Below are 19,951 nucleotides of genomic sequence, written 5' to 3'. Positions count from 1 at the left end.
CCTATAGGGCTGAGCGCGTCCTCGTCAGCCTTACGGCAGTCGCGTGGACCCGTGCCAATCACGGTGAGCGCGCCCCCGTCAGCTCACTACAACCCCGTGGACTCGCGCCTATAGGGCTGAGCGCGTCCTCGTCAGCCTTACGGCAGTCGCGTGGACCCGTGCCAATCACGGTGAGCGCGCCCCCGTCAGCTCACTACAACCCCCGTGGACCCGCGCCAATCGGGCTGAGCGCGCCCGCGTCAGCCTTACGGCAGTCGCGTGGACCCGCGCCTATCAGGTCGAGCGCGCTCCCTCAGCCATACAGCACTCGCGTGAACCCGTGCCGATCAAGCTAAGCGCCCCACTACCGACCCTCAAACACCGGCTTCCGCTTATTAACAAAAGCATCCACAGCGCCCCGATGATCAGCAGTCCCCCCGCAAATGGCCTGAGCCTGAGCCTCAGCGGCCAAAGCATCAGACAAAGTCCCAGCATCCCCAATAGAGAGTTCCCGCTTAATAGCCCCATAAGCGACGGTAGGCCCAGCAGCAAGCCGCTCCGCCATTTCCTGAGCGACCGGCAACACGCTCTCGTCATCCTCCGCCAGGGTCGACAGCAGACCAATCTCATAGGCCCTCTGCGCCCGCACAGGCTCGGCCAGCAGCAGCAACTCGACCGCACGGGCATGCCCCACGATCCGCGGCAGCGACCAGGAAATGCCGCTGTCCCCGGCCAGTCCCACGTTGGCGAACGCCATCAGAAAGCTGGTCTTGGGCCCACCGATCCGGAAGTCGGCCAGCAGCGCGAAGGACGCCCCCGCCCCGGCCGCCATGCCCCGCACCGCGGCCACCACGGGCTTGGGCATGCTGGCCAGTCGCTGGGCGATCGGGTTGTAGTGGACCCGTACGGTGTCGAGGTCGGTGTGCCCGGTTTCGAGCTGGGCCGCGTGCTCGCGCAGGTCTTGACCGACGCAGAAGGCCGTGCCCGCCCCGGCCAGCACGATCGCCCGGCACGACTTGTCGCTCTCGAGCGAGGCCAGCGTGTCGCGCAGGGCCTCTTTGAGGTCGACGGTCAGGGCGTTCATCGCTTCGGGCCGGTTGAGCGTCAGCGTGACAACCGCGCCGGTGCGGTCGACGAGGAGGGGCTCGGTCACGGGCGACGGCTGGGGCGGCTGGACGGCTGTCATGGCTCTGAGAATCCCACACGTCCGCGAGTCACGGACTGCAGGCACCGTTCCACGTAACGGTCCGCGGCGGGCCGTAAACGGGTGGCGTGGCGGTCGAAGAAGCCGGCCGCGCTCGCCCCGGGCCAGCGCGGCGGCAGGAGGGTGGCGGGCAGCTGCGGGTCGCGGAACAGGAACGAGCGCCACGCGTGGACCAGGTGGAAGCGGGCCGCGTACGCCTCTTCGTCGCTGCTGCGGGTGTTCACCGATGTGACCACCGGCCGCAGGTCGGCGACGAAGTCCTCGTACGACCGGGCCAGTTCGGGCAGGTTCCAGGCTTTCCCGACCACTTCGGCGGCGCCCGGCGACCCGGCCGCGTGGCTCGCGCTGAACCGTTCGTAGCCCACTCCGGCTTCGCGCAGCACGGCGTCCGCTTCTTCGGCCGGCCTCGGGGCGACCCACGCGTTGTCGCCGAGCGCGCCGTAGCCCAGGAACGCCAGCCGGCCCGCTTCGCGCTTGCCGAGCGGGCCGTTCAGCAGGACCAGATCGAACTTTCCGTCCCAGCTGACCCGGCCGGTGCGGTAGATCCGGGCCGAGGCCTCGTCGAGTCGGCGTGCGGCCTTGGGGGTCAGTAGATAGCCCGGTCCGGACACCAGGCGGAGGGGGTGGAGCCATCCCTGTCGCACCATGCGGGACACCGCCGTACGCACCGCGGGCGGGGCTATGCCGAGCGGCGCAAGCAGTCTGACCAGGGCCGCGACGGGTGCGCGCCCGCCTCTCGGCCGGAGGTAGTCGCCGTACAGGTCGAAGAGTGCCGACCGCGCCTGCATGACCGCACATTGTGACAGCCCGAAAGGCGATATGCTAGACGCTGTCACATCCGCCCGGGCTGGGTTTGGGTTCGCCGGTGTTCATCAGGGAAAATGTTTGATCGGCACGGTGGGCCGGGTCGCGTCAGCACGCGCGATGGCCCTCGGCCGCCGGTCGGAAACGATGCACGGGCGCCGTGTGGGGCTGAGCACACGGCGTAAGAAGTGGCTGTGGGGTAACCCACCGACACCCTGATGTAGGTCTGAGGGGAGACAAGATGGCGGCGATGAAGCCGCGGACGGGCGATGGTCCGCTGGAGGTCACCAAGGAGGGTCGGGGCATTGTCATGCGTGTCCCGCTGGAAGGTGGTGGCCGTCTCGTCGTTGAGATGACTCCGGACGAGGCCAGCGCGCTGGGTGACGCGTTGAAGTCGATCGCCGGCTGACGTTTCACGCGAGCCCGCCGGTACGGTACCGCCCGGACCGGCGGGCTTTCCACGTCTTCGAGAAAGGTCACGCTCTCGTGTATTCGATTCGGTTGACCGGCCACCTCGACGACTCCCTGACCCGTGTCGTGCCGATCGGTGCGCCGGGTCCACTGTCGCACCCCGATGGCGCCCTGGGTGCCGAGATCGCCGCCTTGGCCGAGACGGACCAGGCGGCCGGCACCGTCCAGACTTTTCCGCGCCCGTTGCGCAGCCCGGCCAAGGTGCTCCTGGTGCATGTCGGTGCGGGTGACGAGGCGGGCTGGCGAGCCGCCGGAGCGGCTGCGGCGCGAACCTTGGCCGACGACGAGCCGGCCCAGTTCGACCTCGGCGCGGCGGCGTCGGCCGCCTCGGTGCGCGGCGTGGCCGAGGGGCTCTGGCTCGGCGGCTACCGCTATCGCGACGGCCGGGAGGAACCGCGTACGGCCGAGGTCGGCCTGGTCACGAGCGACCCGGAGGCGTACGGGGAAAGCCTGTCCCGGGCCCGGGTGGCGGCTCGTGGCACGTGGCTGGCCCGCGACCTCACCAACACGCCGCCCTCGCTCAAGAACCCGGACTGGATCGCCGAGGAGATCAGCGGCGCCGCGGCCAAGCGTCCCGGCCTGGCCGTCCGTGTCCGCGCGGGCGACGAGCTGGCCCGGTTCGGCGGCCTGCGGGCGGTCGGCGGCGGCTCCCGGTTCAAGCCCTGCCTGGTCGAGATGGTCTGGGATCCGCCCGGCGCGACCACCCACGTGGTGCTGGTCGGCAAGGGCATCACGTTCGACAGCGGCGGCATCTCGATCAAGACGCGCGACGGCATGAAGCTGATGAAGAACGACATGGCCGGCGCGGCCGCGGTGGCCGCGGCCACGCTCGCCGCGGCCGACCTGGGCCTGCCGGTCCGCATCACCACCCTGCTGCCGCTGGCTGAGAACGCCGTCAGCGGCTCCGCATACCGGCCCGGCGACGTGATCACCCACTACGACGGCACGACCAGCGAGTCGACCAACTCGGACGCCGAGGGCCGTCTCGTGCTGGCCGACGCGCTCGCCTACGCCGCCGCCGAGCTCGAGCCGGACGTGCTGATCGACCTGGCCACCCTGACCGGCGCGGCCAAGGTCGCCCTGGGCCCGAGCATCGCCCCGCTCTACGGCGACGGTGACGAGCTCACCGCGGCGCTGCTGGCCGCCGGCGAGGCGGCGGGCGAGAAGATGTGGCGGATGCCGTTGCACGGCGACTACCGCGAGCTGCTGCGCAGCGACGTCGCCGACCGGCACAGCTCGCCGATGCACGGCGGGGGCATGGCGGCGCTGTTCCTGCGCGATTTCGCGGGCCCGCACCATGAGCGCTGGGCCCACATCGACATGGCCGCGACCTGCTGGGCCGAGACGACCGAGCTCGAGCTGACCCGGGGTGCGACCGGCTGGGGCGTACGGACGCTGTTGCGCTATCTGGACGCGCTCAGCGCTTAACTCCGGACGGGATCAGCGCTTGACGGCGGCGAGCAGGCCCGCCCCCGACGGCACGATCGCCGGGATCCAGTCCTCCGACTCGCGCACGGCCCGTACGGTCTCGCGGACGGTCAGCGTGTCGACGTCGCGGGCGGACGGGTCGCTGATCCGCCCGCCGGCCATCGCGCCGTTGACCAGCAGCACGCCGCCCGGGCGCAGCAACCGCAGCGCGGCCTCGGCGCACGCCCCGAACTCGGTCACGTCGGCGTCGACGAAGACCAGGTCGTACGCGCCGTCGGCCAGCCGGGGCAGCACGTCCAGGGCGCGGCCGGTGATGATCCGGGTGCGGGACGCGGCGAAGCCGGCCTCGACGAAGATGCGCCGGGCGACCCGCTGGTGCTCGTTCTCGACGTCGATCGTGGTCAGCACGCCGTCGGCCCGCATGCCGCGCAGCAGCCACACCCCGCTCACCCCGGCGCCCGTGCCGATCTCGACGACCGCCTTGGCGCTGCCGGCCGCGGCGAGCAGCCGCAGCATCGACCCGGCGGCCGGGCTGACGCTGTCGAGACCGAGCTCGTGCGCGAGGCTGCGCGCGGTCTGCAGGACGACGTCCTCGTCGGCGTACGCCTCGGCGAACTGCATGGCCTGGCTCGTCGACGGGCCGATCGGACGGGCTGACGGGACGATGACGACCTCCGGGGGCGTTTGCGGACGCGTGTGGATTCAGCCGCGCACATCGGATAAGAGAGTAGAGGGAAGTGCGGGAGGGATGCATCGGGCCGTCGATGCATAAACGGGCCGGGGCAGGGCGCGATCCGGGATCCGTGTCATTCTGGAGTGGGATCCGGGAGGAACTGAGTGGAGGCACCGACGTGACCGACGGCTGGAACGCGCGTCCTCTTCCGCCGCCCGCCAACGGTCAACCCCTGCCACCAGCGGGAGGCCCGGCTCAGCCGGGGTCGCCGTGGTGGTCCGACGCGCTCGCCGACCCGTGGCGCGACCCTTATGCGCCGACCGCCGTCGTGCTGCCGCCGGGCACCCCGTCCGCGCCGCCGCCGGAGGTCGTTCCCGATCCCGACGCGCCCCGCCGGTCGTACACGCCGGTTCTCTTGATCTGCCTGGTCACGGCCCTGTTGGCCGGTGGCCTGGGCGGCACGCTGGGCTATGTTTTCGCGGTCAAGAGCGGCTACGGCAACGGTGGTGGGGGCAGCTCGCTGGGCGCCACCACCGAGGATCCGCCGGCCGCCGCCAACCGGGCTCCCGACTCGCTCGCCGGCATCGCCGCCAAGGTCCTGCCGAGCGTGGTGACCGTGCGGGTCACCGGCGCCATCGGCTCCGGCTTCGTGGTCTCGGCCGACGGTTACGTGATCACCAACGACCACGTCGTGGAGGACGCCGACGACACCATGTCGGTGGCCTTCAGCGACGGCTCCACCGCCCGCGCCGAGCTGGTCGGGCGCGACCCGCAGTCCGACGTCGCTGTGATCAAGGTCGCCAAGAGCGGTCTGACCCCGGTCGCGATCGGCAATTCGAACGCGATCGCCGTCGGTGACCCGGTGCTTGCTTTCGGCTCACCGCTGGCCCTGCGCAACACGGTGACGTACGGAATCGTCAGCGCGGTCGACCGCACCATCGAGGCCGGCGATTCCGGCACGACCCGGTACTACGCGGCCATTCAGACGGACGCCGCGGTCAACCAGGGCAACTCCGGTGGCCCGCTGGTCAACGCGGCCGGTCAGGTCATCGGGGTCAACTCGGTGATCCGCTCGGTCGGCGGCAACGAGACCGAGGCCGGCAACATCGGCCTGGCCTTCGCGATCCCGATCAAGCAGGCCGAGCGGGTGGCCGAGGACATCATCGATTTCGGCAAGGCCCGGCGTACGGTGATCGGCGCCGAGGTCGTGACCGGCGGCAACAGCACGTCGGGGGCCCGGCTGCGCTCGGTCGAGCCGACCGGCCCGGCCGCCGCCGCGGGGATGAAGTCCGGCGACGTGGTCACCAAGCTCGACGGGCATGTCCTCGAGGAGGGCACCGACCTGATCGCCCTGGTCCGCAAATACGATCCGGGTACGACCGTGTCGGTGGAGTACCGTCGCGGAACGAAGACGCAGACAGGATCGGTGACGTTGGTCGCCGACTCCAACTGATCGCCGTCCGGACTGCCAAGTGTCATCTCGCGTGCGTAGGCTTGGCGCCGGACCTGGGGAGGCCACATGTTCGAGAACCTGAACTGGTGGGAGATCGGCGCGCTGCTCATGCTCGCGCTGCTCATCTTCGGCGAGCGCCTTCCCAAGGTCATCGGCGACGGTCTGCGCATGCTGCGGGGCCTGCGGGCCATGGCGCAGAACGCGACCACCGACCTCAACCGCGAGCTCGGCACCGACCTTCAGCTGCAGGATCTGCACCCCAAGGCGTTCATCCGCAAGCATCTGATCAGCGAGGAGGACGAGGCGGCGATCCGTAAGCCGCTGCAGGGCCTTCTCGATGACGTCAAGCAGGATCTGAACGGCGTGAAGACCGACCTGACCGAGGTCGCCGCGGCCGCCGACATCAAGAACCGCACGGTGTCGGACGCGCCCGCTTCCGCGCCGGCCACACCGGCGCGGAGATTCGACCTCGACGCGACCTGAGCCCGAAGGGCACAGCGCCGCGCCCGAAAGGCACAGCGCCGCGCCCGAAGGCACAGCGCCGCGCCCGGCGGCTCAGCGCCGCGTGTTGACCATCAGGCCGAGCGGCTTGCCGACCAGCGACTCGCGGCGCACGGCCAGCTTGTCGGCCACCGCGTCGAGCGCTTTCGCGGCCGGCGCGTCCGGAGCGGCCAGCACGATCGGGTCGCCGGCGTCGCCTGCCTCACGCACCCGGGTGTCGAGCGGGATCTGACCCAGCAGCGGCACCGAGGCGCCCACCGTCGTGGTCAGCGAGTCGGCCACCGCCTGCCCGCCGCCCGCGCCGAAGACCTCCATGCGCGAGCCGTCCGGCAGTTCCAGCCACGACATGTTCTCGACCACGCCGACCAGGCGCTGATGGGTCTGCAGGGCGATCGCGCCGGCCCGCTCGGCCACCTCGGCCGCGGCGGTCTGCGGCGTGGTGACGACCAGGATCTCGGCGTTGGGCAGCAGCTGGGCCAGCGAGATGGCCACGTCGCCGGTGCCCGGGGGCAGGTCGAGCAGCAGCACGTCGAGGTCGCCCCAGTAGACGTCGGCCAGGAACTGCTGCAGCGCGCGGTGCAGCATCGGGCCGCGCCACACCACAGCCGCGTTGCCGGCCGTGAACATGCCGATCGAGATGACCTTCACGCCGTGCGACTGCGGCGGCATGATCATGTCTTCGACCCGGGTCGGGCGGCCCTCCACACCCAGCATGCGGGGCACCGAGTGGCCGTAGATGTCCGCGTCGATCACGCCGACCGAGAGCCCGCGCTTGGCCAGCGCCGCGGCCAGGTTGACGGTCACGCTGGACTTGCCGACGCCGCCCTTGCCGCTGGCCACCGCGTAGACCCGCGTGCGCGAGCCGGGCTGGGCGAACGGGATGACCGGTTCCTCGGTCGCGCCTCCCCCGCGCAGGGTCTGCTGCAGGGACTTGCGCTGCTCCTCGCTCATCACACCGAAGTCGATGCTCACCGACGTGATGCCGGGGATCTTGGTGAGGGCGGCGGTGATGTCGGAGTTGAGCTTGTCGCGCAGCGGGCAGCCGGCCACGGTCAGCAGAAGCTCGACCACAACCGAGCTGCCGGCGACGGTGAAGCCCTTGACCATGCCGAGGTCGGTGATCGGGCGGCGGATCTCGGGGTCGTCGACGGTCGCCAGCGCGGCCTGGATCGCGTCCTCGATGGTGGAGGCGGGAGCGGACATGATGCCCATGCTACGTCGGGCCTATCGGCGTTCCTCGTCCCAGTCCTTGCGATCCTCCTCCCAGTCCGACCGGGCCCTCTTCTCCCGCCGGTGGGCCGCTTCGTCCAGCTCGTCGGCCAGCCGGGCCAGCTCGGAACGCAGGAAGTCACGGGTCGCGACCTCACCCATGGCGATCCGCAGCGACGCGATCTCGCGGGTCAGATATTCGGTGTCCGCCTTCTGCATCGCGGCCCGCCGGCGGTCCTCCTCCATGGCCAGGCGGTCACGGTCGGTCTGGCGGTTCTGCGCGAGCAGGATCAGCGGCGCCGCGTACGACGCCTGCAGCGACAGGATCAGCGTCAGGAACGTGAAGGTGTACGGGTCGAAGCGCATGTCGGCCGGCGCCAGCGTGTTCCAGGCGAACCAGGCCGCGATCACCAGCGTCATCCAGACGATGAACCGGGCCGTTCCCATGTAGCGGGCGATGCTCTCGGACCAGCGGCCGAACGACTCCGGGTCGAAGCGCGGCAGCCGCACCCGGCCCGGCTCGACCGGCTGGTCCAGGCGGTCCGGGCGGTCGCGGCGGGGCTCGGTCACAGGGTGACCTCGTCCTGGTCGGCCTCGTAGAGGTCGCGGTCGCGCCAGTCACGGGGCAGGGAGTGGTCGAGCACGTCGTCGACGGTCACCGCGCCGACCAGGCGGCGGGTCGAGTCGATCACCGGCATCGCCACCAGGTCGTACGTGGCCATCCGCTTGATGATTTCGGCGAGCGTGGTCTCGGGGCGCAACGGCTCGAGGTCGTTGTCGATGATGCCGCCGAGGATCGACGCGGGCGGTTCGCGCAGCAGCCGCTGAAAATGCACCATGCCCAGGTATTTCCCGGTGGGCGTGGCCGAGGGGGCCCGGGCCACGAACACCTGCGCGGCGACCACCGGCGACAACTCCGGCTCTCGGATGCGGGCCAGCGCCTCGGCCACCGTCGCGTCGGGCGTCATAATCACCGGTTCCGAGGTCATCACGCTGCCCGCCGTGCCCGGGCGGTAGTCGAGCAGCTGCCGGACCGGGGCGGCCTCCTCGGGCTCCATCAGGTCGAGCAGCACGGTCTGCTCGGCCTTGGGCAGCTCGCCGAGCAGGTCGGCCGCGTCGTCGGGATCCATCCGCTCGAGCACGTCGGCGGCGCGTTCCCGATCGAGGCGTACGAGGATCTCGACCTGGTCGTGCTCGGGAAGCTCTTCGAGCACGTCGGCCAGCGTGCGGTCGCTCAGCGCGGCGGCCACCTCGTTGCGCCGGGCGTCGGGCAGATCCTGCAGGGCGTTGGCCATGTCGGCCGGCTTCATCTGCTCGAGCAGGGCCAGCAGGTTCGACGTGCCCTGGGTGTCGGTCGGGCCGACCAGGCCGCGAACCCGGTCGTACTCGGCCTGGAAGACGTGCCCGCGGCGGGCCAGCCGGCCGGTGTGCTCGCGCACGGCGACCCGGGTGACCAGCCATTCGTTGTTGCGATTGAGATCCATGCCGATGTCGACCACGGTGCCCGGGTTGCCCGGCCCGTCGCCGTCGTCGGGCGTGACGGTCACCCGCCGGTCGAGCAGATCCTCGACCAGCAGCAGCTCGTTGGGCCGCTTCTCGAACCGGCGTAGGTTGAGCGAGCCGCTGGCCAGCACGACGCTTTCGGCGTCCATCGACGTCACCCGCCCGAGTGGCAGGAAGATGCGCCGGCGCAGCGCCATCTCGGCCACCAGCCCGACCACCTGCGGAGGCCGGTTCGTGGTGCGCAGCCGCACGACGGCGTCGCGGACCCGCCCGACCCGGTCCCCGTTGGGGTCGAACACGGGCAGCCCGGCGAGCCGGGCCAGATAAACCCTCGTCCCCATGGTCACGGCTCCAGCCTAGGTTAGGGTCCGGACATGTCAGGAGTGGCGTACGAGATCGTCGACGTATTCACAGATCGGCCGTTCGCCGGGAATCCGCTCGCCGTGGTCTACGACGCCACCGAGCTGGGCACCGATCAGATGCATACCCTCGCGCGCGAGTTCAACCTGGCCGAGACCGTTTTCGTGCTGCCACCGGTCGATCCCTCCGCGACCTATCGGGCCCGCATCTTCACGCCCGAGGGCGAGTTGCCGTTCGCCGGTCACCCCACTGTCGGCGCCGCGGTCACCTCGATGCGGCGCGGCCTGTTTTCACCGGGTCAGGTGGTGCAGGAGTGCGGCGCGGGCCTGCTTCCGATCACGGTCACGCCGACCGGTTCGGCCACGGTCACCGGCGGTCCGCCCCGGCTGGGCCCGCCGCTCGACGCCCCGGCCCTGCTGGCCATCGCCGGCCTTCAACCCGAGGATTTCGCGGGTGCGCCTCCGCGGTCGGCCGGCTGCGGTCTCGACTGGACATTCCTTCCCGTACGCCGGTCCGCGCTCGCCGGCATCGAGATCGACACTCCGGCGGCCCGGCGCGCCGGTCTGACCGAGCTGTCGGTGTTCGCCTGGTCGGAGCCGGCCTCCGAGGCGCACGCCCGGGTCTTCTGCCCCGGGGCGGCCGTCCCCGAGGACCCGGCCACCGGTTCGGCCGCGCTCGGCCTGGGCGTGTGGCTGGTCGCCGCGGGCTGGCTGCCCGCCGACGGCACCGCGACCTACCGCGTGCACCAGGGTCTGGAAATGAAGCGTCCGTCCCGGTTGGACTGCACGGTCACCGCCTCCCGGGGCGTCGCCACGCAGGCCACCGTCACCGGCCACGTCGTCCCGATCGCCCGCGGCGAGATCATCGTGCCGCCGTTCATCGGCTGACGAGCCGCGGCGCACCCGGCCGGCGTCAGGCCGCGGCGCACCCGGCCGGTGTCAGGCCGCCCGGGTCAGCGCCGCTTCACCCGGTGCAGGCGGAACGGGCGCGGTGTCTCGACGCGGGCCGGAGTATCCCGGGGCTCGGCCGCGCCCGACCCGGCCGGCAGGTTCGGACGCTCGGCCACCGGCGGCTCGGCCACCGGCGTCAGCCGCACGACCGCGCAGCCGGTCGAGGCCCAGCGGGCCACCAGATCGTCGGCCGTGCCCGAGGCGTTCAGGCGCTTGGCCGCCAGCTGCGGGGCGACCTCGGTCCACTCGTCGCTGCCCGGGGGCAGCCGGGACACGGCCGCCTCGGTGATCACGATGAGGCCGCCGTTGTCGCCGCGCAGCCGTACGGTGGCCCGGGTGGCCTCGGCCAGACCCGGCGCGAACTGCTCACCCGGGCCGCTGACCACGATCAGCGTGCCGTCGAGCGGCATCACCCACAGGGCCAGGGCCGGGCCGTCGCCGACCGAGATCCAGGCCAGCGCGGCCTTCTTGAGCGCCTCTTCGAGCACCGCGGAAGTCACCGCGTCATCCTATGCGGCCGCACCCGTACGGCTCGCGATGCGCGCGTGATCGACCAGCCCGACGACCTCGGTCAGCGACCGGACCGTACGGCCGGCGAAGTTGATGTCGGCGTCGAAGACCAGATGGTTGGCCAGGTCGGGGGCGGCCAGGCGAACCGGGGTCATGCCTACGGCGGCGGCCCCGGTCAGCTCGTGACTGCCGCCGTCACCCACGTAGAGGCACTCGTCGGGGGCCACGTCGAGCCGCTCGCAGGCGGCCAGATAGATGCGGGGGTCGGGCTTGCAGACGCCCTCGCGTACGGAATAGATCGTCGCGTCGAGCAGGGGAGCGACCGGCAGGCCGGGCAGGAACGCCGGCAGCTCGTGCGTGCAGTCGCTGATCAGGGCCGTGGACAGACCCCGTCGCTTGATCGCCGCGAGCACGCTGACCGCGTCGGCGCGCAGCCGGGTGTCGGCCTTGAGCGCGTCGACCCGCGCCGGCACGCCCGCGCGCACCTGTTCCGAACGGGGGTGACCACCGGCCTGCTCGATCACCCACCGTAGGGTGGCCTCGGCGGACCCGTAGCGCCCCCGGGCGCGGGCTCGGAACGTGCGGTCCAGCACCCCGCGGACCGTCTCGGGATCGACACCCAGCGATCGAGCGATCTCGGCGTGCTGGGGTCCCCGTTGGACGGATCGGGTGAGGGTGCCGAAAAAGTCGAACACGACCGCACGGTATGCGGGCATGGCGAAACGCCTCCAGAAGCATCGAGGGGGATGGAAGGGCGGAAAACCTCGGTGACTGTAACGACAGCATCACTTTCCGTTCAATAGGGGTTCGCAAACTGTGGCGTACCAGTCCGCAAGAAGCGACGGCCGGGGATGAATGAGCGCTCATCGCGCCATCCCGCCGGTCTGACGACAGTTCTGGCGCTCACCGTCGCGGTGCTGGCCGTCTCGTCCTCGGCGCCGCTGATCGCCTTCGCGGCCGCTCCGGCCCTGGCCATCGCGTTCTGGCGTAACGCGCTGGCCACCGTCGTGCTGACCCCGATCACGTACGGGCCCCGGCGCTCCGAGATTCTCGGTTCGTCCAGCCGGACGAGGTTGTTCGCCGTGCTCGCCGGTCTCGCGCTCGCCGCCCACTTCGCCACCTGGATGCCCAGCGTCCAGCTCGGTTCGGTAGCCACGGCGGCCGCACTGGTCGCGACCCAGCCGGTCTGGCAGGGCTTGATCGCCGCCGCCCAGGGCCGCCGCCCCTCACTGTCCGGCTGGATCGGCATCGGACTGGCCGTGGCCGGCGCCGCCTGGGCCACGGGAGCCGACATCGGCGTCTCCGGCCAGGCCGTGCTGGCCGACGTGCTGGCCCTGCTGGGCGGCGTGTTCGCCGCGGTGTACACCGCCCTCGGCGAGCGGGCCCGCACCGAGCTGAGCACGACCACGTACACCTGGATCTGCTACGGCACCTGCGCCGTCGTCCTGGTCGTGGTCTGTCTGATCGCCGGGCTTCCGCTGGCCGGCTACAACCACCGCACCTGGCTGGCCATCCTGGGCCTCGTCGCGGGGGCGCAGCTGCTGGGCCATTCGATGTTCAACTACGCCCTCGAGCGCACGTCGGCCACCACCGTCAGCGTGCTGGCCCTCCTGGAGGTTCCCGGCGCGGCGCTGCTGGCCTGGTGGTGGCTGGATCAGGTGCCGCGCACCGCCGCTCTGCCCGGGATCGCCCTGCTGATGTCCGGCGTCGCCGTGTTCGTCCTGGGCGCGGCCCGAGCCTTCCGCGTGCCGGTCGATCCCACGCTCACGGACTGAGGCAGACCTCTCGCCGCCGGGCGATTTGCGGCTTTAGTTCGTTGAGCCTGGCGGGCGCTCGCCTGGCGGCCTGCGCCGGGGCGCGGTAGAGAGGGGGAATGCGATGTACGGCTCTCGATTTCGAATCGGTTGTCTCCTCGTGCTCGGAGCGGTTCTCGTGATCGGCGGCTGCGCCGACTCGGCCGACGAGCAACCCACCGACGGCCCCGGGCTGACCGGCGGCTGGAGCACCGCGGGCTGCGAGTTTCTGCGCCTGCCCGAGCACATCGCCGTGGCCGGTGTGCCGATGCCGATCACCCCGGCCAAGCTCGAGGCCGCGATGGACCGCATCGACCGGGCCGGGCGGGGCGAGTTCGCCACCAGCTACGCCGGGCTGGAGGTCGATCAGGAGAACGCCCGGGCCATCGTGCACCGCGTGCCGTCCGCCGCCTTCGACGACTTCATCCGCCGTGCGGCCGAGGACACCTGCATCGTCGTGCGGGATGCCGCCCACCCGGCCGTCGACCTGACCGTCTGGCACGACCGGGTGCTGGCCGACCTCGACTTCTGGACCCACAACGGCGTCCGCATCGTCTCGGTCGGCGCCCGCCACGACGGGGCCGGCGTCGAGATCGGCACGCAGGATCTGGATCGGGCCCGTACGGAACTTCCGGCCCGGTACGGTCCCGAGGCGCCGCTGCTCTTCGTCGAGGAGGCTCCCGTACGCCCGCTGGCCAACCCGACCGCCACGCCCCGCGACAACTGAGGTTCCGGGCGCGAAACGCCCGCGTGAGCTGTGGATTGGCGTCCCGCCGGGTGCCGGGGTGGATGCGGGCTGAGAGGATGTCCCGGGGAACGCCGGGGGTCGCTAGGAGTTAGGGGTCGAGGTGGAGACTGCGGAGCCGCAGGAAGCGCCGGTCACGTTGCGACTGGACGGCAAGGTCGCCCTGGTCACGGGCGCGGGAAGTCCGGACGGGATCGGGTACGCGACCGCCCGCCGGCTGCGTGACCTCGGGGCGCGGGTGGCGATCGTGTCGACCACGCGGCGCATCCATGAGCGTGCCGCCGAGCTCGGGATCATCGGCTTCGTCGCCGACCTGACCGACGAGGCCGAGGTGGGCGCGCTCGCCGACGCCGTCTCCGACCAGCTGGGCGACGTCGAGGTGCTGGTGAACAACGCCGGCCTGACGAGCCGGGCCAGCCCGGAGGTTCTCCGCCCGGTGTCGCAGCTGACGTACGACGAGTGGAAGTCCGAGATCGACCGGAACCTGAGCACGGCGTTCCTGTGCAGCCGGGCCTTCCAGAGCGGCATGGCCGAGCAGGGCTGGGGCCGGATCGTGAACCTGGCGGCGACGGCCGGCCCGGTCAACGCGCTGCCGACCGAGGCGGCGTACGCGGCGGCCAAGGCGGGCGTGGTCGGCCTGACCCGCGCGCTGGCGATGGAGCTGGTGGCCGACGGCGTGAACGTCAACTGCGTGGCCCCCGGCACGATCTATACGGCCGCGTCCACGGTCACCGAGATCAAGCAGGGCCTGGGTACGCCCATCGGCCGTCCCGGCACCCCCGACGAGGTGGCCGCGGCGATCGCTTTCCTGTGCTCGCCGGCCGCGTCCTACATCACCGGCCAGATGCTGGTCGTCGATGGCGGCAACAGCGTCCGCGAGGCCGAGTTCCGCTGAGCCGCCGCCGGCCGGCCGGTCAGCTGACCGGCCGGCGTGGCGAGGCTTACGGGCTGGTGCTCGAGCCCACCGCGATGACTACGACGATCACGTAGAACGCGCAGATCAGCACACCGATGCCGGTGAAGATGTAGCCCAGCCAGAGACCGGCCGTGGCCAGGCCTTCGCCCTGCTCACCGGTCTGGCGGATCTGCTTCTTGGCGACGTGGCCCATGACGATCGCGGCCGGCGCGAACACGAACGCGAACACCAGCGCCAGGATGGCCATCGTGTTGGTCGTGGCCACGGCCGGGGCGTAGGGCTGGCCGTAGCCCGGCTGCTGCCCGTACGCCGGACCGCCCTTGTAAGCGTCCTGCCCGTAGACGGGCGGCGGCTGACCGTAGGGCTGCCCGCTGGAGGGCGCACCGTAGGGCTGCCCGCTCGACGGCGGCTGCCCGTACGGCTGTCCGCTCGCCGGCTGCCCGTAGGGCTGACCGCTCGACGGCTCGGGCGAATAGGGCGTGGTCGGGTCGTACGGCTGCTGCCCGTAGGGCTGCTGGGGCTGGTATGGATCCGGTGTTCCACCGGGTGGATAAGTCATCAGGTCCTCCTCGTTCCCCGGCACGGTACTAGTCGGGACTCAGCGGAGGACACGATAGGTGGACGTGTCCGCAGGTTGCGACGGCAATCGGACTGATCCGGCCCTGCTTACTTCAGTTTGCTCAGGCTGCCCACGGCACGTTCGACGGCCAGGCAGCGGTCCTCGACATAGTCGATTCCGGCCTCCTCGGCGATCCGCCGCGCCTCGGCCGACACGATGCCGCTCTGGAGCCAGACCGCGGGCGCTTTGATAGCGACCGCCTGCCGGACCACCTCGACCGCGTCGCGAGCCGGCCGGAACACGTCGACCAGGTCGATCGGCTCGTCGATGTCGGCCAGCGTCGGCACCGTCGGCACCCCGAAGACCTCGTCGACGAACGGGTTGACCGGGATGATCCGCCAGCCGTGCCGGAGCATCTGCAACGGCACCGTGTGCGCCGGCTTGAACGGGTCCCGTGACGCGCCGACCACGGCGATGACGTTGGCCTCCGCCAGGATCTGCTGTGCATCCCTCATGGGAACGACTCTAGGTCCTCTTCCGGAGTTCACCCACGCTCACAACAGCGTCAGTTGGCGATCCTCCTCGGGCTCCTGGGCGACGGGCACGGAACGGGCCTCGCCGGGCTCGGCGCGGTGCAGGCCGTGCCGGCGGGCCGCGATGCGCACCCGCGCGGTGATCTCGCGCTGATAGGTCTGCGGCGCATACGACCCGTTGCCGTAGAGCTCGCGATAGCGCGGCGCCAGGTCGGGACGGGCGCCGGTGAGCCACGCGGCATACCACTCCCGCGCGCCGGGGCGCAGGTGCAGCGCGAGCGGGGTCACGCTGGTGGCGCCGGCGGCCGCGATCGCCGCGACGGTCTCGTCGATCGACTCGTCGGTGTCGGTGAGGCCGGGCAGGATCGGCGCCATCAGGACGCTGACGGCGAACCCGGCGTCGGTCAGCCGGCGAACCGCGTCGAGCCGCCGCCGCGGACTGGGCGTGCCCGGCTCGACGGCCCGCCACACCTGTTCGTCGACGAAGCCGACCGAGAACGACAGCCCGACCGGCGTGACCTCGGCCGCCTGGGTCAGCAGCTCGAGGTCGCGCAGGATCAGCGTGCCCTTGGTGAGGATCGAGAACGGGTTGGCGTGGTCGCGCAGGGCGGCCAGGATCTCGGGCATCAGCCGGTAACGGCCCTCGGCGCGCTGGTAGACGTCGACGTTGGTGCCCATGGCGATGTGCGCACCGCGCCACCGCGGCGCGGCCAGCTCACGGCGGATCAGCTCGCCAGAATTGACCTTGACGACGATCTTGCTGTCGAAGTCGTGGCCGGTGTCGAGGTCGAGATAGCTGTGGGTGTGGCGGGCGAAGCAGTTGTGACTGACCACCCCGTCGGCGATGAAGTCGCCAGTGCCGGTGGAGATGTCGAACAGCGGAAGGGTCAGACCGAGATCCTCGATGTCGACCACGGCCAGCTGCCGCCCGGCCCGCACACCGACCCCCGACGCGTCGAGCGGGGCGCCATCGATGCCGGTGAGATGCCGGAAGCGCAGCGCCGCCCACAGGTCGCGGTCGATCTCGACCGTGCCGCTGCCGCCGCCGCCCCGGACCCGCACGGGGGTGCGGCTCGGCAGTCCCAGATAGGTCAGCGCCTCGGTGACGCGGGCCAGGAACAGCTGGTCGCCGCTGGTGAAGCTGATCGCCAGCCGGTCGGCCGTGCCCACCGCCCCGAACGCCCCGGCCAGAAATCCCCTGTACCACCCCGTGGTCGGCAGATCGGGCCAGCGCAGAGCCTCGTGGAGGGGCACGTCGTCGAGATAGCCGTCGGCCCGGACCCAGGCGTCGCCCTCGCGGGAGCGGGCCTGGCCGGGAACGCCCGTCTCGCTCCGGCCGGCGTCACCCCGGATCAGGCCGCACAGGAAGCCGGCCCGATAGTCGGGCGACTCCTTGGGCGGCTCGGCGAAGTGGCCGACACCGAACATCAGATCGCCGACGGCGAGCGCGGGCTGATGGGGCTCGGCCGGGCTGACGTGACGCCAGCCGCGGTCGGTGAGGAACCGGTGGTCGCCGCTGGAGACCAGGCGGGTGCCGTCGGCCAGCGTGACCCGGAAAGCGGCCTTGGTGGTCGACCAGTGGTCGAGCACGGTGGTGGGGACATAGCGCCGAGTGGCGCCGGCGCCCATCGTGCCCATGATGGCGTCGCCCGGACGCAGATCGGCCAGCCGACGGGTGGCGCCGTCGGCCATCAGGATCGGGGTGTCGCCGGACAGGCAGTAGGCGCAGGCGTGTGAGCAGCCGCGGTAGGGATTGATGGTCCACTCGAACGGCACGCGGGACGCGCCCGGCACGCGGTTGATCAGGCTCTTGGCCCGGATCTCGTAGAACGTCATGCCGGCGAAGCCCGGGGTGTCGAACGTGCGAACGGTGGCGCCGGGCAGCGCTAACGGCAGGGGTGGAGCCGCCGGCGCTGCCCTGTCGGGGAGCGAGCCGTCGTCGGTCGGGGCCGACAGGTTGGACCATCGCATGGCAGGGATTCGAACACATGTTCGATCCGCTTGTCCAGTCAGCTTCGGTGTGTCGCCGGCTGCGGCTCCCGGGGGACGCGAAAGGCCCGCGAACCGAACCGGTTCGCGGGCCTGACGAGGAAAAACTTGCCGGTCAGTGGCTGTGGGCCGCGAGCTGCTGGCGTACCTCGTCCATGTCGAGCTTCTCGACCTGCTCGATCAGGTTCTCGAGGGCCGACTCGGGAAGAGCGCCCGGCTGCGAGAAGACGATGACGCCGTCGCGGACGGCCATGATCGTCGGGATCGAGCGGATGTCGAACTTCGCGGCGAGCGCCTGCTCGGCCTCGGTGTCGACCTTGCCGAAGGTGATGTTCTCGTGCTTCTCGGACGACCGCTCGTAGGTCGGAGCGAAGCGGACGCACGGCCCGCACCAGCTTGCCCAGAAGTCCACCAGGACGATTCCGTCCTTACCGGTGACCTCGTCGAAGTTCTCAGCGGTCAGCGCAACCGTCGCCATGATGTCTCCGTCCACGGGAAATTGGCTTTCGTGCGATGAAACCCATAGTTCACACCAGCAATTCCCGCTTCGGGGCCGGACGACACGTGGTCTGGAGCACCTTGTTCGGAACACCGTGTGGGGTGTGGGCAACCCATCGTAACGATTAGTGAGGACAGTGCTCTCGAATACTACGCAAGTTGTGACGTCCGTTTTGCGCCGAGGAATCCGGACATGGTGGCCAGGGCCGGTCTCTACCACCTCTGACCTCGGACGTTGTTCTTGCCGAGGGTAATAGGAAAGTTTACTAAATGTGACCTGCGTCACAGGCGAATTTTCTTCACATCGATACGCAGGGTGAGGCAAACTCTCCTGCAACAGAGCGTGGGCGGCGGGTGCCGGGGAGGGCCCCGCCGCTCATTGCGTCTCCCCCCGGTTTCGCGGCCGGGGGTTTTTCTTGGGGCCGCGGGGGCTGGGTAGCGTAACCGCCCATGATTGCCGCTGAGGACGGGTCGGCCGAGGTCGGCGTCGGGCCCTGGACCGGTGAGCCGCCCACCGACCCTCGTTACGACCCCGAGCTCCTGGCCTCCGGCGATCGCCGGAACGTGGTCGACCGCTACCGCTACTGGCGCCGTGAGGCGGTAGTAGCCGACCTCGACACCCGCCGTCACGACTTTCACGTCGCCATCGAGAACTGGCAGCACGATTTCAACATCGGCACCGTGGTGCGCAACGCCAACGCCTTTCTGGCCGCCGAGGTGCACATCGTCGGGCTGCGGCGATGGAACCGGCGCGGCGCCATGGTCACCGACCGTTATCAGCACGTGCGGCACCATCCGACGATCGAGGAGTTCGTCGCCTGGGCCGCCGGTCTCGACCTTCCGGTGATCGGGATCGACAATCTGCCCGGTTCGCGGCCGATGGAGACCACCACCCTGCCGCGTCGATGCGTGCTGCTCTTCGGGCAGGAGGGCCCGGGGCTCTCCGAGCCGGCCCGGGCGGCGTGCGCGGAGCTGTTCTCGATCGCCCAGTACGGCTCGACCCGATCGATCAACGCCGGGGTGGCCAGCGGCATCGCCATGCACGCCTGGATTCGCGCGCACGCGGGACCCCCGCCCGGGTGAATTGCGCTGAGCGGCCCGGGTTCTGCCGATCCGCTTGACGCGGCCCCGCTCGCGCCGCACGGTAAAGAGCGTGGGTGTCACAGTGAGTTGCCCCAGATGCGGTGCACAGGTGCGCAGGCCCGACCTGATGCACAGCGACTGGCGCTGCGACCACTGCGGCGACGTCCCGCCGTTCCACGTCGCGGAACACATCAGCGCCGAGATCATCGGCAGCATGCTGGACCGCCAGGCCTCCACCGCGGAGGCGACGCCGTTCTGGTGCCCGTGGCCGCTGCCCGTGGGGTGGATGGTCACCGGCGCCGGCTGGGCGGGCGACGACCGCCGGGGCGTACGCGCCACCGCGCTCGCCTGCAGTGGGCCCGAACCGCTGGGTGGCGGACCCGCCGATGTGGTGCTGATCGCCGAGCAGCCCGGCGTCGGCCTCGGCACCAGGTTCGCCGGGATTCCCGGCATCGATCCGGGCCACCTCGTGGCCGAGGCGCTCGCCGACGGCGATCACCGCCAAGGTCCACATGCCAAGATCAGGGCGGGTGGCCATCCCACTCCACTGTGGTGCGTGAAGTCCCCGGAGGATCGAAGTGCATACGTGAGTGAGGCGAAAGGAATGTGGCTCTATGCGATAGCCTGGCCCGCAAGCGCGGGCTACTTCCTCGCGGAGCACGTCGTCCTGCACGACCTGTCCGAGGGGTTGCCGTCCGAGCTCGTGTACGGAGCGCCGTCGCCGCACCTGCAGGGCAAGGCCTAGCCAAGTCGGGCCCTGACCTGCAGGAACGGAATCGGCTTTTCGGCC

Annotated in this window: 22 protein-coding genes; 10 read left to right on the top strand and 12 right to left on the bottom strand. The window is 70.9% G+C overall.

Annotated elements, in window-relative coordinates:
- Window positions 1-343 precede the first annotated feature (343 nt).
- Window positions 344-1,132 carry an enoyl-CoA hydratase/isomerase family protein gene (locus ACZ3I4_RS16395; RefSeq protein ID WP_465383013.1) on the bottom strand — a complete coding sequence of 263 codons (789 nt, stop codon included), beginning with the start codon at window positions 1,130-1,132 and terminating at the stop codon, window positions 344-346.
- 29 nt (window positions 1,133-1,161) lie between these two features.
- Window positions 1,162-1,971 (bottom strand): PaaX family transcriptional regulator, encoded by an 810-nt coding sequence (locus ACZ3I4_RS16390; RefSeq protein WP_465382746.1) that lies wholly within the window; start codon window positions 1,969-1,971, stop codon window positions 1,162-1,164.
- Between the two features lie 257 nt (window positions 1,972-2,228).
- On the opposite strand from ACZ3I4_RS16390, the gene ACZ3I4_RS16385 reads away from it, so the two are divergent.
- Together ACZ3I4_RS16385 and ACZ3I4_RS16380 are read left to right on the top strand one after the other, a co-directional pair.
- On the top strand, window positions 2,229-2,396 hold the full coding sequence (locus tag ACZ3I4_RS16385) for a DUF3117 domain-containing protein (protein WP_014694782.1): 168 nt from the start codon (window positions 2,229-2,231) through the stop codon (window positions 2,394-2,396).
- 77 nt (window positions 2,397-2,473) lie between these two features.
- Window positions 2,474-3,886, top strand: coding sequence for a leucyl aminopeptidase family protein (locus ACZ3I4_RS16380; RefSeq protein ID WP_465382745.1), 1,413 nt, complete (start codon window positions 2,474-2,476; stop codon window positions 3,884-3,886).
- A 12-nt stretch (window positions 3,887-3,898) separates the two neighbouring features.
- Here ACZ3I4_RS16380 and ACZ3I4_RS16375 read toward each other — a convergent pair whose 3' ends face one another.
- A complete protein-coding gene (locus ACZ3I4_RS16375) occupies window positions 3,899-4,507 on the bottom strand; it encodes an O-methyltransferase (protein WP_465382744.1) in 609 nt (202 codons plus the stop codon).
- Window positions 4,508-4,737: 230 nt separating this feature from the next.
- On the opposite strand from ACZ3I4_RS16375, the gene ACZ3I4_RS16370 reads away from it, so the two are divergent.
- On the top strand, window positions 4,738-6,012 hold the full coding sequence (locus ACZ3I4_RS16370) for a S1C family serine protease (RefSeq protein WP_465382743.1): 1,275 nt from the start codon (window positions 4,738-4,740) through the stop codon (window positions 6,010-6,012).
- 66 nt (window positions 6,013-6,078) lie between these two features.
- Window positions 6,079-6,495, top strand: a complete 417-nt coding sequence (locus ACZ3I4_RS16365) for a twin-arginine translocase TatA/TatE family subunit (RefSeq protein WP_465382742.1) — start codon at window positions 6,079-6,081, stop codon at window positions 6,493-6,495.
- A gap of 72 nt (window positions 6,496-6,567) precedes the next feature.
- Here ACZ3I4_RS16365 and ACZ3I4_RS16360 read toward each other — a convergent pair whose 3' ends face one another.
- Genes ACZ3I4_RS16360 through ACZ3I4_RS16350 form a run of 3 tightly spaced genes read right to left on the bottom strand, consistent with a single transcriptional unit; the run spans window position 6,568 to window position 9,572 of the window.
- Window positions 6,568-7,716: an Mrp/NBP35 family ATP-binding protein gene (locus ACZ3I4_RS16360; RefSeq protein WP_465382741.1), complete on the bottom strand. Its 1,149-nt coding sequence runs from the start codon at window positions 7,714-7,716 to the stop codon at window positions 6,568-6,570.
- A 21-nt stretch (window positions 7,717-7,737) separates the two neighbouring features.
- On the bottom strand, window positions 7,738-8,292 hold the full coding sequence (locus tag ACZ3I4_RS16355) for a DUF1003 domain-containing protein (protein ID WP_465382740.1): 555 nt from the start codon (window positions 8,290-8,292) through the stop codon (window positions 7,738-7,740).
- Window positions 8,289-9,572 carry a magnesium transporter MgtE N-terminal domain-containing protein gene (locus ACZ3I4_RS16350; RefSeq protein WP_465382739.1) on the bottom strand — a complete coding sequence of 428 codons (1,284 nt, stop codon included), beginning with the start codon at window positions 9,570-9,572 and terminating at the stop codon, window positions 8,289-8,291. The genes ACZ3I4_RS16355 and ACZ3I4_RS16350 overlap by 4 nt, the downstream gene beginning before the upstream one ends.
- Window positions 9,573-9,599: 27 nt before the next feature.
- Here ACZ3I4_RS16350 and ACZ3I4_RS16345 point away from each other — a divergent pair, with 27 nt between their 5' ends.
- On the top strand, window positions 9,600-10,472 hold the full coding sequence (locus ACZ3I4_RS16345; RefSeq protein WP_465382738.1) for a PhzF family phenazine biosynthesis protein: 873 nt from the start codon (window positions 9,600-9,602) through the stop codon (window positions 10,470-10,472).
- A gap of 65 nt (window positions 10,473-10,537) precedes the next feature.
- On the opposite strand, the gene ACZ3I4_RS16340 is transcribed toward ACZ3I4_RS16345, so the two are convergent.
- Together ACZ3I4_RS16340 and ACZ3I4_RS16335 are read right to left on the bottom strand one after the other, a co-directional pair.
- A complete protein-coding gene (locus ACZ3I4_RS16340; protein WP_465382737.1) occupies window positions 10,538-11,035 on the bottom strand; it encodes a hypothetical protein in 498 nt (165 codons plus the stop codon).
- 9 nt (window positions 11,036-11,044) lie between these two features.
- Entirely contained in the window at window positions 11,045-11,761 is a 717-nt protein-coding gene (locus tag ACZ3I4_RS16335) for an HAD family hydrolase (RefSeq protein WP_465382736.1), read from the bottom strand.
- Between the two features lie 135 nt (window positions 11,762-11,896).
- Here ACZ3I4_RS16335 and ACZ3I4_RS16330 point away from each other — a divergent pair, with 135 nt between their 5' ends.
- From ACZ3I4_RS16330 to ACZ3I4_RS16320, 3 genes are all read left to right on the top strand, one after another.
- Entirely contained in the window at window positions 11,897-12,820 is a 924-nt protein-coding gene (locus tag ACZ3I4_RS16330) for a DMT family transporter (protein ID WP_465382735.1), read from the top strand.
- Window positions 12,821-12,959: 139 nt separating this feature from the next.
- On the top strand, window positions 12,960-13,565 hold the full coding sequence (locus tag ACZ3I4_RS16325) for a hypothetical protein (RefSeq protein WP_465382734.1): 606 nt from the start codon (window positions 12,960-12,962) through the stop codon (window positions 13,563-13,565).
- A gap of 121 nt (window positions 13,566-13,686) precedes the next feature.
- Window positions 13,687-14,478, top strand: coding sequence for an SDR family NAD(P)-dependent oxidoreductase (locus ACZ3I4_RS16320; protein ID WP_465382733.1), 792 nt, complete (start codon window positions 13,687-13,689; stop codon window positions 14,476-14,478).
- Between the two features lie 46 nt (window positions 14,479-14,524).
- Here the strand turns inward: ACZ3I4_RS16320 and ACZ3I4_RS16315 are convergent, their stop codons facing one another.
- From ACZ3I4_RS16315 to trxA, 4 genes are all read right to left on the bottom strand, one after another.
- Complete coding sequence (locus tag ACZ3I4_RS16315; RefSeq protein ID WP_465382732.1) at window positions 14,525-15,058, bottom strand: DUF4190 domain-containing protein; 534 nt, start codon at window positions 15,056-15,058, stop codon at window positions 14,525-14,527.
- Between the two features lie 107 nt (window positions 15,059-15,165).
- Window positions 15,166-15,573, bottom strand: a complete 408-nt coding sequence (locus tag ACZ3I4_RS16310; RefSeq protein ID WP_465382731.1) for a CoA-binding protein — start codon at window positions 15,571-15,573, stop codon at window positions 15,166-15,168.
- A gap of 39 nt (window positions 15,574-15,612) precedes the next feature.
- Window positions 15,613-17,562 (bottom strand): intein-containing Rv2578c family radical SAM protein, encoded by a 1,950-nt coding sequence (locus ACZ3I4_RS16305; RefSeq protein ID WP_465382730.1) that lies wholly within the window; start codon window positions 17,560-17,562, stop codon window positions 15,613-15,615.
- Between the two features lie 133 nt (window positions 17,563-17,695).
- Window positions 17,696-18,058, bottom strand: a complete 363-nt coding sequence (trxA, locus tag ACZ3I4_RS16300; RefSeq protein WP_097318692.1) for a thioredoxin — start codon at window positions 18,056-18,058, stop codon at window positions 17,696-17,698.
- Window positions 18,059-18,528: 470 nt separating this feature from the next.
- On the opposite strand from trxA, the gene ACZ3I4_RS16295 reads away from it, so the two are divergent.
- The gene (locus tag ACZ3I4_RS16295) at window positions 18,529-19,161 is read left to right on the top strand and encodes a TrmH family RNA methyltransferase (protein ID WP_465382729.1); all 633 of its coding nucleotides are present in this window, start codon (window positions 18,529-18,531) and stop codon (window positions 19,159-19,161) included.
- A 70-nt stretch (window positions 19,162-19,231) separates the two neighbouring features.
- The gene (locus tag ACZ3I4_RS16290) at window positions 19,232-19,906 is read left to right on the top strand and encodes a DUF6758 family protein (RefSeq protein WP_465382728.1); all 675 of its coding nucleotides are present in this window, start codon (window positions 19,232-19,234) and stop codon (window positions 19,904-19,906) included.
- Window positions 19,907-19,951 lie beyond the last annotated feature (45 nt).

It is taken from the genome of Actinoplanes sp. NPDC021490 (assembly GCF_055562135.1).
This window is presented reverse-complemented; position numbering and strand designations above follow the sequence as displayed.

Bases quoted from the DNA above. Each gene is read 5' to 3' on its own strand.
- ACZ3I4_RS16390 (WP_465382746.1), bottom strand. From the start codon at position 1,971: ATGCAGGCGCGGTCGGCACTCTTCGACCTGTACGGCGACTACCTCCGG.
- ACZ3I4_RS16385 (WP_014694782.1), top strand. From the start codon at position 2,229: ATGGCGGCGATGAAGCCGCGGACGGGCGATGGTCCGCTGGAGGTCACC.
- ACZ3I4_RS16375 (WP_465382744.1), bottom strand. From the start codon at position 4,507: ATGCAGTTCGCCGAGGCGTACGCCGACGAGGACGTCGTCCTGCAGACC.
- ACZ3I4_RS16365 (WP_465382742.1), top strand. From the start codon at position 6,079: ATGTTCGAGAACCTGAACTGGTGGGAGATCGGCGCGCTGCTCATGCTC.
- ACZ3I4_RS16360 (WP_465382741.1), bottom strand. From the start codon at position 7,716: ATGTCCGCTCCCGCCTCCACCATCGAGGACGCGATCCAGGCCGCGCTG.
- ACZ3I4_RS16345 (WP_465382738.1), top strand. From the start codon at position 9,600: ATGTCAGGAGTGGCGTACGAGATCGTCGACGTATTCACAGATCGGCCG.
- ACZ3I4_RS16335 (WP_465382736.1), bottom strand. From the start codon at position 11,761: ATGCCCGCATACCGTGCGGTCGTGTTCGACTTTTTCGGCACCCTCACC.
- ACZ3I4_RS16330 (WP_465382735.1), top strand. From the start codon at position 11,897: ATGAATGAGCGCTCATCGCGCCATCCCGCCGGTCTGACGACAGTTCTG.
- ACZ3I4_RS16315 (WP_465382732.1), bottom strand. From the start codon at position 15,058: ATGACTTATCCACCCGGTGGAACACCGGATCCATACCAGCCCCAGCAG.
- ACZ3I4_RS16310 (WP_465382731.1), bottom strand. From the start codon at position 15,573: ATGAGGGATGCACAGCAGATCCTGGCGGAGGCCAACGTCATCGCCGTG.
- ACZ3I4_RS16305 (WP_465382730.1), bottom strand. From the start codon at position 17,562: ATGCGATGGTCCAACCTGTCGGCCCCGACCGACGACGGCTCGCTCCCC.
- trxA (WP_097318692.1), bottom strand. From the start codon at position 18,058: ATGGCGACGGTTGCGCTGACCGCTGAGAACTTCGACGAGGTCACCGGT.
- ACZ3I4_RS16295 (WP_465382729.1), top strand. From the start codon at position 18,529: ATGATTGCCGCTGAGGACGGGTCGGCCGAGGTCGGCGTCGGGCCCTGG.